Here is a 12,411-nt window from a genome sequence, read left to right on the forward strand (position 1 = left end):
GCCGAGCCCCGCCCTCCGGCAGGACAAATCGCAAATTCGTAGCGGGACGATCGAAGTCGTCGCCGATGGGCGAGAGATAGATTTCGAGGCCGTTGCCGGCGTATGTGGACCGCAAAGCATGAAGCCAGTCCAGCGCGTGGCTTCGTGCAGCGCTGGCGGCATCAGGAACCGCAGGGTCTGGGCGAATGTTGGGCCCGAACTCATGCCTCTCAAAGATAACACCCGCCTGCGGCGCGCTCGGGGCAAACGGTCCGGAGAGTAGGGAGTCATATGCAGGGCCCGGCAGAGAGTACGATGCTCCTCCGGTGCCGCTCGCTCGAATATTGAATGCGTCGGGTGTGATGCCGCAGCTGGACCAACTGCCTTGTGGGACTGGGGTGAACGAAGCGTCCGGTGGCTCGTCGGTGCTGAGTGGTGGGGGATCCGTTCTCTCGAGTTCCAAAGTGATCTCGACGGTGTCACCAACGAGTTGGGTTGGAGCGGGTGACCGACGCTTGCGCCACTCGCTCATGGGCTCCGTTAGGAACGAGGTCCACACGGTCGCACCGGTAGGACCAAAACAGCGCATTGGCAGATTGATCGGCTTACCGAGGCCAGGCAGCACGAGCTGTCGCGTTGGTACCGGGGATCGAAGGGTAAGCAGTGCAATAGCCTGCTTCGCCTCAGGCGGATCGGTCTTAACAACAACCGGAAGGTAGGTGTCTTGCGGGAGGTCGATGATTGGCGAACGATTCGTCAGCTCTGCCACCCCGAGGCGTTGACAAAAAGGGGTCTGCGGGTTCTTCGCCGCCGCAGCCCTGAGTGCGAAGCGCGGCGCGACCGCCTGATCAAAGATCTCTTTCAAGTCGACTTCGCGTGTCCCGGTGTCCCAATCGTAGATGATGGCGGACTGCAGAGGATCGAGCGGGTCCATGCTGCTGAGCTTTTCAGGGGCGAGTGCATCGAGAAGCTCCGATACAAGTGTTCCCCCGGCGTCTCCTGACCATGCTTTCTCGTCCGGCGCCGCAGCGTGGCACACCGTGAGCGCGTTGCCGGCGGCTGGTTTATAGCTGTCTGGATGAGCTTCAGGCCCCCTGGCCATTACGGGTGGGACTCTGCCGATCGTAGCGATGGGTTCTTTGCAGGCGTTGTAGATGATGTATTGTCTCCGGAAATCCCAGCTCATAAAATAGCGAAGATATTCATCCAGCCAAAAATTGTTGGAGGTGATTTCGTCGACGCCGTAATCCGAAGGTAGGAAGACCGATTTCGAGATTGCGTACAGGCCGTGGCCAGATAGGATGACGAATAACTGGTCAGCCTTGGCTTTCTTCAGCGAGTTGATCGATTGCACGATGCTACGATGATCACAGCCGTGGACAGCGATGCCGCCAGCATTGACGTTGCGTCCTGTTGACGGCGAGAGATGAAGAAGGATCCGGTTGTCCGGAACCTCGATTGAGCGGAGCCACGAGACAGCGGCGAGCCCGTCGTCCACGCAATGCGGAAGCGTCGGGATGCCATCGCGTTCGTACTGATCGATACCGATGACAAGGGCGTAGGCGTCGCGCACAGCTAACCGAGGAACTGCTTGATGCGCTCGTAGACCTCGTCAGCGAGGAAGTAGGCGCTGTGGGCCTCAGGGAACGAAACACCGGAGGCGTGCTCGTGGTCCTCGATGCCCACAGCACCCAGAAATGCTCGGGCCGCGCAGAATGACAGGAGGTCGCTGCGGTCATAAATATTGAGCCACGGCACGAACGGTGTTCCCTCTGAGCGCTCGCCCCCGGGCCGCATCGTGCCTAGCGCGTCGAACTTGAACAGCATCGGGGCTTGCGAACCCACGGTGATCAGTTTGGAGACGGGTAGGCGCTCTTCGCGTGGGCGGCTGAGCAGATCGACCAGCATGATGCCGCCAAGGCTATGGCCGAGTACAATCACGGGCTTGCCCTTGCCTGAAAGCTCCAGGATCTTGGCCTCGATCATTGCCAGGATGTCGTCTCCGCGCCGTTGGTAGAGCAAGATGTCGCCGGCGGCCGGTGAAGAACTCCGCATCAGGGCGTCACGGCGATTAATCGCCCAATCGGATGCCTTTGCGGTTGCGAAGTCTTTGACCTTATCGCGCAGCCAGCTGCCAATCCCCATCGTAATCGGCGCCAGGGCGGAACGAACCGCCTCAACGAGGGCATCGCGTTCGGATCGGAGATAGAGCGCTGACGGTCCGGTACCGGGTTCCGAGCGAGTTCCCCGCAGAGTCGTGGCTACGATGGCGCGAGCGGTCGCCCCGATCAGGTCGGAGTCTTGAGCGGAGCCGACCGAAAGGGCGGCCTCTTGAACGAGCGGCTCTCGTTCCAGTGAGCGGGCGGCCTCTCGAATGGCCTGAGTTGTCACCTCGCCGGGCAAAGGATCGACAAGCTTCGTCCCGAGAGCCTGGATAGCCTGCACAAGCTCGAAGTCAGCGGGCTTTGAGCCGCCAGGCAACGGAACAGCGCCCTCAGGAGCTGCCGCTTGTCTAAGCGCGGCCATCCGGAGCTCGACGAGGGGATCTGCGAGCAGATCGGACCAGAGTGCGGCCTCGATCTCGGCTTCCGTCGTGCCGGCCAAAGCCATCGCGGCCCCGAGGGGCAGGACAGCCTCAAGGTCCTTCTTGCTGACCTTCGTTCCGTGCGTCTCGCCCCAGTCCACAAAATCCAGCTCGATGCCGCCTAAGCCGGCCTTTGCGAGCCCTTCCCGGATCCGCTTGACGGTCTGCTGCCGTCCGGCGCTTCGCACGCCGGTCCCGTGTACGAAAAGCAGCGTCACGTCCGCCATCGCAACCCCCCGTCGTTCGTGGAGCGCCTTATGCTGCGCTTACCAACCGAGCTCTGTTGGAGAAGAAGCCCCACCGCAGCCGAGTGGTCAAGCCGTGCGCGCGTCAGCTGGGAGGTCGGCCGCGGTGGGGCGAACGCGTCGTCGGGCTCATCGGCGGAAATCTCTCAGTCCGTCCTGGCAGTTGCCGGCTGACCGGCCGGCAGGCGTGCATCGGTCAGGCGCTCGAGCGCTACGAGAAGGCTCTGTGCAACCGGCGACCACCGATTGAACGCGGCCCGGGACCGCGTGGAATGTTCGAAGGTCTCGTTGACGCGTGCAAGGTCCCCGAGGTTGCGCGCCAGGATGGAGAGTTCCTCATCGGCCACCGGCGCAGTGACCTTGATGTAGGTGGCGAGCGTGAGCAACCCTTCGATCGCGACGGGAATGCCGTCGGAGTTGAAGCCATCCGTGGCGGTGCGCAACTCTGCCAAGGACCGTCGCCATTCGCGAACGGCACTGTTCTGCGCAACCCCGTGCATGGCCTTGTGAACGAGAGCATCGGCAAGGAGATGGAGCCGCTCCGGAGCCTGGTCGAGCCAACGGTCGACGATCGGCATCGCCACTTGCGTGGGCGATCGAGAGATCGTTCTCGCATCCGCGGCAATCGTGGTGATGCGGCCTGGCCGAAAACCGAGCTCTTCGCAGATCTCTCTTTGCAGAAAGCGCAGCTCGGCGATGTTGATCGGCCACCAGCGTTCGAACTCCTGCGCCCTGTAGAAGGCGATTGCATCCACGGCGATACGCCCCGCATCCGCGTCCCTTCGCCGGAATTCGACGAGGCAGAAGGACGCGAACTCCTCCCCCGCCCCGTTGGGGGGCGAAGTCGCGGAACGGATCGACCAGTACGGCGACCGCCCGGGTGCTCGGCTTTGCCCTGAGAAGGGCGATGATGCGTTCGATCTGGTCGATCTTGCCGCCATACCGCCTCAGGCGTGCGCCGTGCAGGTAGGGGATGCGCGTTTCCAGCTGCGATCGGTCGAGTTGCCACCACTCGACGAGTTCGCGCAGCCAGGTTTGGCGCTCATCGCCCTGCAGGTCGTCTGGAACCGCATAGGCGCTGGGCAACGGTAGCGTCTTGCCGTCGTCGTCGGGTAGATCGAGGTGAACGAGCAGGGTGCCTCGCCTCGCATCGCTCTTCGCGATTGCGAGTGCGCGGGCATAGACCTCGTCCAGATCGGATCCTTCGACAATCACCGGCGCCCCAGAGGAAACCAGTACGGTCTCAGCGGAACGGACGCCCGTCGTCCATGGCCTGCGAAGGATCGGCGCTGGCCGATGATCCTCGGCGCCCGATCGGGGCAACGGAATCGCTTCGATCCTCACCTCTGGCGTATGCGGAAGACCATCGAGCGTGATGAGTCGAACCGCGTCGGTTTCGCGTCCGACCTCGAATGTCGCGCCTGAGATGACCAGGACGCGGTGCATATCGTCTCCGCCGCCGGCATAGATATGGTCAAAATCGGCTGCGTGTTCGTGCTTGTGGCCGTGAATGACAACCCCGATGTCACTGCCGCGCAGGAAAGCACGCACCTGCTCCAAATTAGACATATCCGCGAAAGGCTTCAGTTCTTCACGCAGGCTTGGCGAGCGCAGATGATGGTGCATCACCGCGATACGAAGCTGGCGGCCCTTGTCCGGCTGAGGTGTAGAGGTGACGATCGCACGCAAGGCCTCGAGGTGATGCTCGGAGATACGGGCCATGTCGTACCGCGTCAGGGCCTGGAGTTGCGACCGCAACTGGGCTGCAACCGCCGTCTCGCCGGGCGCGAGCGTATCGGGGATCGCATCCCAATAAGATCGCAGGGGTTCAGGCAGGACCGAGGTCACATGCGACCAATTGCTGGTGTAGATCGGAAACACCGCCCAACTGCAATCGGTAGCAATCAGCCGATGTCTCTCAGGAGCTATAATGGCCGGCCATCCATCGATGCCGTCGAGCCATGGTACGACACAGCCCGGGTCGCGCCAGACTCGTATGAAATCCTCGAAGCGTTGGGCAGAGCCGGGAGCTGCGTCGCGAGGCACGTCGTGGTTGCCCGGGACCGACACAATGCGATCGACGGCGATGCCGAGATGCTCGGCGATCAACTTGAAGACCAGCTCATGGCCGCCAGCCGCGCCCTTGTTCTGGGCATCACCCGAAAAGATCACCCCATCGAGCGCCCTGTCCTCTCTCGCCAGACGCTCAGCCAAGCGCCTGAACAAGAGACCAAGCGCCTCCTCGCGGGTGCTGGCTGGAATGCCCGGAACCTCGACCTTGCGATCGTCTCGTTCCAACCGAACGCCGGATCCGGACAGGTGGGGGTCGGTGATGTGGAGGAAGGTTGCGCGTTCGGCCATACCCTCGTTCTAGCCAACCCTGAGGTTGCTGAACACTCGCAGCCGCGTGCCGCTCTATGGGCATACCAATTGGACGGCGTGCAACCGCTCGGTGCCGACATTTGTCGCCTTGCATGTCGATTATTCCGACATTATGTTCACTCCGGTTCGAAGAGAAATGTCATGGCTACTGCCACGCTTGCTCCACCTGTCTCAGCTCCTGTCGTTGCTCCGTTCCCCTCGGCAGCCGTCGAGGCAGATTTGCGGAGCGAGCTGATTGAGATAGTCAAGTCCGAGGCGGCGATCAGAGGCGTTGCTTTGCCGCCGACGCCCGTTGCGATCGGGAGCACGCCATTTCAGATTGACTCCCTCGTAGTCGTGTCGATCCTCTGCATCGTTGAGCCGCTCCTGGGCATAGAGCTGCCGGAGAATGTGGTTCGGACTGGTGGTTATCGCTCAGTTGACCAGGCGCTCGTGCAGCTGCTGCCGAACATTGAGACCTTTTGGAAGAAGCGAAAGGGGGGCAAGTGATGAGCCAAGTCGCAATCCAGCAGGACGACGACGATGTCGAGCGTCGCCGACTCGGCGAGCGGCTGCGTGAAGCTCGCAAGTATCTTGGTTTGAAGCAGGAGGAGGTCGCGACCTACCTCAAGATCCCTCGCACCGCACTGACCGATATCGAGAACGGCCAACGACGCGTGGAGGCGATCGAGCTGACCCGCCTTGCCAAGCTCTATCGTCAGCCGGTGGCGTTCTTCACAGGGGAAGATGAGGCGGCGGCCCTGCCTGTCGATGTTGCGCATCTTGCCCGCCGCGCCGCGGCATTGTCGCTACAGGACCGTAACGAGCTCGGCCGGTTCGCGGATTATCTGCGAACCCGTTCGCAAGCCAATCAGGACTGACGCGCATGGCCGCCTCCGACTACGCGGGTGCGGTGCGGGCTGGGACTATGGCGGCGGCGCGTATTCATCAAGCGCTCGGCCTGCGAACGCTGATCACCGCGCGTGGTGGTGCTGTCGACGTGTTCGGGGCCATCCAGACGCTCAATCTGCCGCTCCTCCTGCGACCGTTGCAAGGGCTGCTCGGCGCTTACCTCAGTGATCCCGTTCCGGGCGTCCTCGTCACAACGCAGCGGCCAATGGCGATCCAGCGGTTCACCGCCGCACATGAGCTTGGCCACTACGCCATGAAGCATCGCCCGAGCCTCGACGACGACAGCATTCTGCGACGCATGCCGATGGCGGGTGTGCCGACCGAGGATTTTCAGGAAGTTGAGGCCGACGCATTCGCGACCGAGTTCTTGATGCCGCGTTGGCTGATCCTGTGGCATGCTGCGCGTCAGGGCTGGACAGTAGCTGACTTCCGGCGGCCGAACCGAGTGTATCAGCTCTCCCTGCGGCTCGGCGCCAGTTACGAAGCGGCCTGCTGGACGCTAGCTCGCCACAAGATGATTTCTGCAGCCCTCGCGCGTTATCTGGTCACAACACGGCCGCGCGAACTGAAGGTCGCGCTTCTTGAGGACTACCGACCCGAGAACTATCGCGGTGATGTCTGGCTGCTGACGGAACGCGACGCCGGAACACGGATCGATGGTAGCCGGAATGACCTCTTCGTACTTCGCCTCGAGGAGCATAGTGGAGGCGGCTATCTCTGGGATATCGATCAACTGGCGGCGAGCGGCTTTGCAATCGTGGGAGACTCGACGGAAGCCATGGACAGCGATGGCATCGGTGGACCCGTCATTCGACGTGTGACCGTGGCGCCTGAAGAAGGCAGCCGCGGGTTGCTGCAACTCGATGAGCGGCGCCCATGGGAGCCTGACCCACCGCTGTCCCGGCTGGAACTCGATTTCGACTTGACGGGCCCGGAGGAGGAAGGCCTCTCGCGCGCCGAGCGGCGGAGGCTGCTCGAAGCCGCATGACCTCGATCACCATTCTGGAGGACCTGCGGCCCCACTTTGGTGAGGCCCGCAACCAGGGCTCGCGCCCAACCTGTCTCGCCTTCGCGGCCAGCGACGCGCACGCTGCGTTGCGCCCGGGCTGGTCACCACTGTCTTGCGAATGCGCCTTCTACCAAGCGCAGCAACGCGCGAGCCGTCCGCCGGACCGTGGCGCAACGCTGCCAGCGATGCTCGAAACATTGCGCCACGACGGACAACCGGAAGAGGCCGGCTGGCCATATCTCTCTGCAGTCCCTGCGGATCTAACCGCTTGGTTGCCCCCTGCCGAAGTCGGCGCCCGGTTTCGGCGGGCTGGAGCGCCTCACGCCTACGACGTCGGGCCGATCATTGCCGAGATCGACGCGCAACGACCCGTCATATTGCTGATGACGCTGTCACGATCCTTTTTCATGCCAAGTCCGGCTGGTGTCGTTCAGCCGGCGGCCGGTGAGGTGCCCGAGCCGGCCCGGCGGCACGCAGTGATCGCCGTCGGTCACGGCACGGTACAGGCTGAACGCGCAATCCTCGTGCGTAACAGCTGGGGGCTTGGCTGGGGCCTCTCCGGACATGCTTGGTTGACCGAGAGGTTCATCGCACCGCGGCTGTTCGCGGCCGCATTGCTCACGGAGGATGTCGATGTATCTGCCAGTTCCTCCGCAGCCTGACTGCGCGACCGCTTGGCGTGAGGCGGTGCGCGCCGTTGACGCCGAGCCGGGTCACGAGGCTTACAACGTTATCATTGATGTTGCTGACCCCACTGCGGGATCGACGATCGCGCATCCGGGTGTTGCTGCCGTCGACGCCTTTCTAGCTTCCTGTGCGAAGCCGATCGAAACCGTTGCCAACACGATTTTTCCGGCTGCGCTCTATTACCGACACGGAGCGCCGGAATTTTTTGATGTATTCAATCATCGCGTCCTGGCAAAGGTGCGGCGCGGTGAGCGATGGTCCGGATATTATTTCGAGCGGATGATTGACTATCCCGTTTCATCTGGAAATTCGCCAAATCAGTTGTGGAATATCGTCACGCGAATGGGCGACAGAAGCGTAAAAGCATTGAATAAATATGAAATCTCTTTGTTCGATCCTGTTCGCGACGTTGATAATTCGCCTTATGGCGGTCAGTGCCTCAGTTTTCTCAGTTTCAAGATCGTTCCCAGTGCTCCACGCAAGCTGATTTTGACCGCACAGTACCGCAACCACTACTATGTGGAAAAGCTGCTCGGTAATATCATCGGCTTGGGTCGACTTATGAGCTTTGTCGCACGAGAGGCCGAACTAGAGGTGGGATCGCTGACGATCGTCTCAACCCACGCGAAGGTTGACCAGCCACCGAGGACCAATCGCGGGGAGATCAAGACTCTCCTCGCACAGTTCGATCAGGCAATCGCGCCAGTTGCGCCGGCGACGGTCTGATCAGACAGAAAGGGATAGCTGCGGAGCGACATCCTCTCCATCCAGACCGTAGATAGCATGAACACCGGCGATGAATTCAGCCTGGCCGCCATAGCTTGGGTGGCGAACCGTCATCACCGGAACCTCGAGTCCCGAGAGTGCCAGACCAGCATCGCGCCCGATCGCTATGATCCGACGCGGGGCTATCATCGCGATGAGCGCTGTCAGGAATGGCCAGGTGGCATCGCGTTCGAAGCGGCTGTGACAGCGATTGGATAGTGGGTCCCCCGGCTCGTGCGGATGCAAGGGGAAAATGTTCCAGAGAACGACGGGTGCTCCGACTCGGGAAAGAACCCGCCAAACCACGGCCGCTGTACGTTCAGCCACGATCGGGCCATGCGTCGCGCGATCAAGGGTTATGCCGCCCAGAAGCACGCTGGCGGAAGCCAAGTGAACCTCATCGGTCAGCGGTACGCCAGTTCGCCTTCCGCCGCGGTATCCGAGATCTCGCGCAATCCAGATCGTATCGACACGCGCTTCAATGGCCGCTTCGAGACAGTGGATCAGGTTGCGTTTGCGTACGAGTGCGCCGTCTTCTCGGTCGTGAAGGGGGCAGTGATCACGATACGGATTGAACACCGACTTGAGGGACATGCCTGCAAGGGCGTCAGCAAACTTACGAGGTGTCTTCACGAAAGTGGCTCGATTGTCATCTGATGTTGGTCCAAGTCGAGAATGAGGCGTCCGCGTCGATGTTCACGCAGAAAGCGAAACGCCGTATAGCCTTGGAGGATGGCTTCTTCCCAAAGCCATAGTGGACACCGCTCCGCCTCGTAGCCAGCCACAAACTGGCGAACCTGTTTGAGCAGGTCGAATGGTAAATCACCCGGCTTCATGCCGGTGAACAGATCGAGCTCAAGCGCTTGCCCGAAGATCCAGGTTGTCAGGCCTTCCTCGATCAGGATGGCACGCGCGCCATCTTGCGCTTCATCAACCTTCGGTGCCGATTTTCTCTTCAGGCGGAACAGAGCGCGAATGACGGGTGACCAGCCTAGCACAGCTACATAGGCGTAATGGAAGGCATCATGAAATCGGTAGTCATCGGCAGTCATGGCATTGTCGGTCAGCCGATCGCCAATGTTGATTCCGTTACGTCGTTGAAAAACGTAGGTCCGTCCACGAACTTCCCGTTCGAAGATCTCAATCGCGATGCTGCGTGGCAGGCGCTCCTCGGCGTCTGCTAAGGCGTCGAGAGGCGCGGGATATTGCCGTTCGCGCGGCCAGCGGTCGCTGATCTTTGCAAGGTTCTTGACGGCTGCTGCCTCGAGCGTGACGCCGGCCTCGTTAGAGGCTTGAATTAGGGTTTGTGCAATCGTAACCAAACGGCTTCGCAGTAGACTGATGTCCTTCTCGATGCCCTGTCCTTGTGCGTCCATGACAAGGATTCCGACTTCTCCGGCCAGCTTCAGCAATGTGCGCTCGAATGCGGCAGTCGGTTCTCCAGCTCGAGGCATGATGTCGGGCTGCAACGAAGCCAGGGTGATCGCTTCATTGTTGCCCGTCTTAGAGACCGCCTCCGCGAAGACGCCGGGCAAAGGCACGCGTGTGCGGGATGCCACCGCTGCGAGGTACCATAGGACGTCGCCGAGCTCCTCGACGACGGCACCCGCGTAGCCGCGATAGGAAGTACGGTCGCGCTGCTTCTTCTTGACCTCGCTGAGCAGGCTTCCCGTCTCGCCGAAGAGGCCAAGGAGCGGAAACGCCAGCGATCCGCCGTCACTGCGCTGATCGGTGAGGGCTGCCTGTGCAGCGTACTCGGCGATTGTGAGCGGTGCGAAGGCTTCGTGTGTCATGCAACACGCGCTAGTTGGGTCACAGCTCCTCCAGCCCCCGCATGAGCGCCTCCAACGCCGCCAGCCATTCGCCGCGACGCGACGAGGGCAACCGCTGTCTTCGTCGGGCGCGACGTTGGCAGGGCCATCGACCGCGCGTCAATATCTGAAGCTTGGCAGCGAGCAGATGTCTGCCGCTGACGCACAGAGGCTTCACCCTGAGCTCCAGTACGGGTGCTCCGCAATCGGGTACGAGGCGCACTGGCCTGAAGGAGGCCGCGGCGGAGATCGTTGCCGGCATCGAGCGGGTGTTGGCCGAGCAGACCCTGCGCACCGCGACCTCGGCGGCGATGCCGACACCGAGGCTTGCGGAAGGGCGGTCGAGCAAGCCCTGGGGTAGCGGTATCCCTGCGTCGGCACTGCCCTCGCGATGAGGCTGATCGAGGGCTCCATCGCCGACGCGCCGGTCGGGCGGCCTCGCTTGCATCGGCAGCGAACCTGCCGCTCTGTCCTCTTAAGCATTTTCCGACGAGGTGGATACCGGTTCATCTTAGAAAATGCGGTAAAATCAAAGAGCTAGAGCAGCGCCCGATTACAACGTGATCGGGCGCTGCTCTAGCTGATCGGGTAGGTCCCGAGAAACAGGTCGCCCAGCGCTCGCCGCCGCAGATAGGTCAGCCGCCGCCGCCGCAGATGCTCGGGCCGGTCGTGGATCAGGTGGCAGCGCTGGCACCAAGCGGCGAGATCCCGGTCGCCGTTCAGGCTAGTATCGTGCGCGCGGTGACAGGCCGCCAGGATCGGCACAGTCAGCCGTGCGCTGGCTAGGACCTCGAGCCCGGGCAGGCGTCGCAGCGGCCGGCCACGGCCTGAGCGCCAGTGGCCGGCCTCGGCGTCGTACCATGCTCCCCCGTCGAGGCAGACGATCACCCGGCCGTGTGGCCGCCCGCAGGCCTCGCAGCGTCCGCCGGCGCGGCCGAAGCGGATCACCGCCGAGAGCTGCGGCCAGTCGATCGGGTAGAAGTGGCGGTGTTCGGGGCGGATCGGCACGGTGAAGCGACGCTACCACGGCCGAGTTAAGGGTGAATCCCCCTCGGGTCGCATCCTGCCGTGAATCTGCGCTCAGAGTCCGAGAGTGGGAGGAAAGCCTGGGCTTCGCGAGCCTTGCCCTCTGGCGGACCGCTCGCGCGAGGGTCGGCTGTGACCGAGCGTCTCGGGATCCACTTCATGCCTTGAACTCCTTATCCCCGAGGCGGGCGAGCTGCTCCTCCACGGCAGGGTCGCGAATGCGCTCGCGACCCTCGACCAGCAGGCCGTCCTGAAGGCCGCCAGGACGGCCGCAGACCGCCAGGTCGCCGATCCGCAGGCGCGGCTGCCCGACACACTCGTGCCGACCCTGCAAGGCCACCTGCTCCAGGCGATCACCGATCAAAAGGGGCGGAATAACGCCGCCCTCGCCCAGGTTCACGAGGTGCTCAAGGCCAAGGAGCATCTTGCCGCGGCAACGTCGGCGCTGGCGGAGGCGGCCCAAAAGGCGCACGGCCTGCGCTTCCCGGACTACGCATGGCTTCGCCACGTCGATCCGATCCTGCAATCCAAGATTGCAACCTACTGAAAAATGAGCGGAGATCCTGAGTGGGGGCTGCCCAAGCCAGAGTAGTAGCGCGGAAGATTGATAGGGCGGCCAGTGCGCCAAGCAACGGTTCCGGCATGAGTGTGGGTCAGATTACGTTGGGCGACAACAGGTGTGTCTTGCCCACGCCGGACGGACCCAGGAACACCACGTTCTGCGCCCACTCTACAAAGGCCACCCGACCGGCGCGTACGCGAGCGGTGGCGGCGGAATGCGTGGCTCGGGGGAGCCGGCGCGGCAGGGATCCTGATGGGTCTGGTGCTGGCGGTGCCGCGGTTCCTATCGTTCTCGCTGGCGGAGCGGAGGGTGGCAACGGTGATGGGCGAGCGCGCTTGGGATGCGGGCACCCGCCTGATGGCCTTCGCCAACCCTGAGTCTGCCGAGTGGATCTACGCGGCCCAGGAACTTGTGCGAGCGAACGCTGCGACGGTGGCGTCGTGCCGGGTTGAACCGCTCCGGGTTTCCCG

Annotated in this window: 14 protein-coding genes and 2 pseudogenes; 8 read left to right on the forward strand and 8 right to left on the reverse strand. The window is 62.5% G+C overall.

What is annotated here, in order from left to right:
• Nucleotides 1-1,554: 1,554 nt before the first annotated feature.
• From VQ02_RS12660 to VQ02_RS40015, 3 genes and pseudogenes are all read right to left on the reverse strand, one after another.
• Nucleotides 1,555-2,790: a hypothetical protein gene (locus VQ02_RS12660; RefSeq protein ID WP_048444548.1), complete on the reverse strand. Its 1,236-nt coding sequence runs from the start codon at nucleotides 2,788-2,790 to the stop codon at nucleotides 1,555-1,557.
• A gap of 164 nt (nucleotides 2,791-2,954) precedes the next feature.
• A complete protein-coding gene (locus VQ02_RS39110; RefSeq protein WP_048444549.1) occupies nucleotides 2,955-3,563 on the reverse strand; it encodes a hypothetical protein in 609 nt (202 codons plus the stop codon).
• Nucleotides 3,564-4,359: 796 nt separating this feature from the next.
• Nucleotides 4,360-5,169 (reverse strand): annotated as a pseudogene (locus VQ02_RS40015) (metallophosphoesterase); the annotation flags it as partial.
• A gap of 162 nt (nucleotides 5,170-5,331) precedes the next feature.
• On the opposite strand from VQ02_RS40015, the gene VQ02_RS40020 reads away from it, so the two are divergent.
• The 5 genes from VQ02_RS40020 to VQ02_RS39120 are packed head-to-tail and all read left to right on the forward strand — an operon-like array spanning nucleotide 5,332 to nucleotide 8,503.
• Nucleotides 5,332-5,679, forward strand: coding sequence for a hypothetical protein (locus tag VQ02_RS40020; protein ID WP_048444551.1), 348 nt, complete (start codon nucleotides 5,332-5,334; stop codon nucleotides 5,677-5,679).
• On the forward strand, nucleotides 5,679-6,050 hold the full coding sequence (locus tag VQ02_RS12680) for a helix-turn-helix domain-containing protein (protein WP_048444552.1): 372 nt from the start codon (nucleotides 5,679-5,681) through the stop codon (nucleotides 6,048-6,050). The genes VQ02_RS40020 and VQ02_RS12680 overlap by 1 nt, the downstream gene beginning before the upstream one ends.
• 5 nt (nucleotides 6,051-6,055) lie before the next feature.
• Entirely contained in the window at nucleotides 6,056-7,069 is a 1,014-nt protein-coding gene (locus VQ02_RS12685; protein WP_083469185.1) for an ImmA/IrrE family metallo-endopeptidase, read from the forward strand.
• Nucleotides 7,066-7,752 carry a C1 family peptidase gene (locus VQ02_RS35595; protein ID WP_082167260.1) on the forward strand — a complete coding sequence of 229 codons (687 nt, stop codon included), beginning with the start codon at nucleotides 7,066-7,068 and terminating at the stop codon, nucleotides 7,750-7,752. The genes VQ02_RS12685 and VQ02_RS35595 overlap by 4 nt, the downstream gene beginning before the upstream one ends.
• Complete coding sequence (locus tag VQ02_RS39120; protein WP_082167261.1) at nucleotides 7,724-8,503, forward strand: thymidylate synthase family protein; 780 nt, start codon at nucleotides 7,724-7,726, stop codon at nucleotides 8,501-8,503. The genes VQ02_RS35595 and VQ02_RS39120 overlap by 29 nt, the downstream gene beginning before the upstream one ends.
• Here VQ02_RS39120 and VQ02_RS35605 read toward each other — a convergent pair whose 3' ends face one another.
• Nucleotides 8,504-9,175 carry a uracil-DNA glycosylase gene (locus VQ02_RS35605; protein WP_245239713.1) on the reverse strand — a complete coding sequence of 224 codons (672 nt, stop codon included), beginning with the start codon at nucleotides 9,173-9,175 and terminating at the stop codon, nucleotides 8,504-8,506. It lies immediately after the preceding gene.
• Nucleotides 9,172-10,335 (reverse strand): nucleoside triphosphate pyrophosphohydrolase family protein, encoded by a 1,164-nt coding sequence (locus VQ02_RS12690; protein ID WP_048444553.1) that lies wholly within the window; start codon nucleotides 10,333-10,335, stop codon nucleotides 9,172-9,174. The genes VQ02_RS35605 and VQ02_RS12690 overlap by 4 nt, the downstream gene beginning before the upstream one ends.
• A gap of 242 nt (nucleotides 10,336-10,577) precedes the next feature.
• Between VQ02_RS12690 and VQ02_RS39125 the strand changes: the two are divergent.
• A pseudogene (locus tag VQ02_RS39125) lies at nucleotides 10,578-10,714 on the forward strand (tartrate dehydrogenase); the annotation flags it as partial.
• 215 nt (nucleotides 10,715-10,929) lie between these two features.
• On the opposite strand, the gene VQ02_RS12695 reads toward VQ02_RS39125, so the two are convergent.
• Together VQ02_RS12695 and VQ02_RS37040 are read right to left on the reverse strand one after the other, a co-directional pair.
• Nucleotides 10,930-11,361, reverse strand: coding sequence for a hypothetical protein (locus VQ02_RS12695; protein ID WP_048444554.1), 432 nt, complete (start codon nucleotides 11,359-11,361; stop codon nucleotides 10,930-10,932).
• A 175-nt stretch (nucleotides 11,362-11,536) separates the two neighbouring features.
• Nucleotides 11,537-11,779, reverse strand: a complete 243-nt coding sequence (locus VQ02_RS37040) for a hypothetical protein (RefSeq protein WP_157080607.1) — start codon at nucleotides 11,777-11,779, stop codon at nucleotides 11,537-11,539.
• A gap of 3 nt (nucleotides 11,780-11,782) precedes the next feature.
• Here VQ02_RS37040 and VQ02_RS37045 point away from each other — a divergent pair, with 3 nt between their 5' ends.
• Nucleotides 11,783-11,926: a hypothetical protein gene (locus tag VQ02_RS37045; RefSeq protein WP_157080608.1), complete on the forward strand. Its 144-nt coding sequence runs from the start codon at nucleotides 11,783-11,785 to the stop codon at nucleotides 11,924-11,926.
• Between the two features lie 106 nt (nucleotides 11,927-12,032).
• On the opposite strand, the gene VQ02_RS40025 is transcribed toward VQ02_RS37045, so the two are convergent.
• A complete protein-coding gene (locus VQ02_RS40025; RefSeq protein ID WP_363325447.1) occupies nucleotides 12,033-12,122 on the reverse strand; it encodes an ATP-binding protein in 90 nt (29 codons plus the stop codon).
• Between the two features lie 71 nt (nucleotides 12,123-12,193).
• Here VQ02_RS40025 and VQ02_RS39890 point away from each other — a divergent pair.
• On the forward strand, nucleotides 12,194-12,411 hold a 218-nt coding region (locus VQ02_RS39890; RefSeq protein ID WP_048444556.1), incomplete at its 3' end, for a DUF6118 family protein.

The sequence above is a fragment of the Methylobacterium variabile genome (assembly GCF_001043975.1).
GTDB lineage: Bacteria > Pseudomonadota > Alphaproteobacteria > Rhizobiales > Beijerinckiaceae > Methylobacterium > Methylobacterium variabile.

Excerpts from the sequence above, each read along its gene's own strand:
- VQ02_RS12660 (WP_048444548.1), bottom strand. The coding sequence starts at position 2,790 with ATGGCGGACGTGACGCTGCTTTTCGTACACGGGACCGGCGTGCGAAGC.
- VQ02_RS40020 (WP_048444551.1), top strand. The coding sequence starts at position 5,332 with ATGGCTACTGCCACGCTTGCTCCACCTGTCTCAGCTCCTGTCGTTGCT.
- VQ02_RS12680 (WP_048444552.1), top strand. The coding sequence starts at position 5,679 with ATGAGCCAAGTCGCAATCCAGCAGGACGACGACGATGTCGAGCGTCGC.
- VQ02_RS12685 (WP_083469185.1), top strand. The coding sequence starts at position 6,056 with ATGGCCGCCTCCGACTACGCGGGTGCGGTGCGGGCTGGGACTATGGCG.
- VQ02_RS35595 (WP_082167260.1), top strand. The coding sequence starts at position 7,066 with ATGACCTCGATCACCATTCTGGAGGACCTGCGGCCCCACTTTGGTGAG.
- VQ02_RS39120 (WP_082167261.1), top strand. The coding sequence starts at position 7,724 with ATGTATCTGCCAGTTCCTCCGCAGCCTGACTGCGCGACCGCTTGGCGT.
- VQ02_RS12690 (WP_048444553.1), bottom strand. The coding sequence starts at position 10,335 with ATGACACACGAAGCCTTCGCACCGCTCACAATCGCCGAGTACGCTGCA.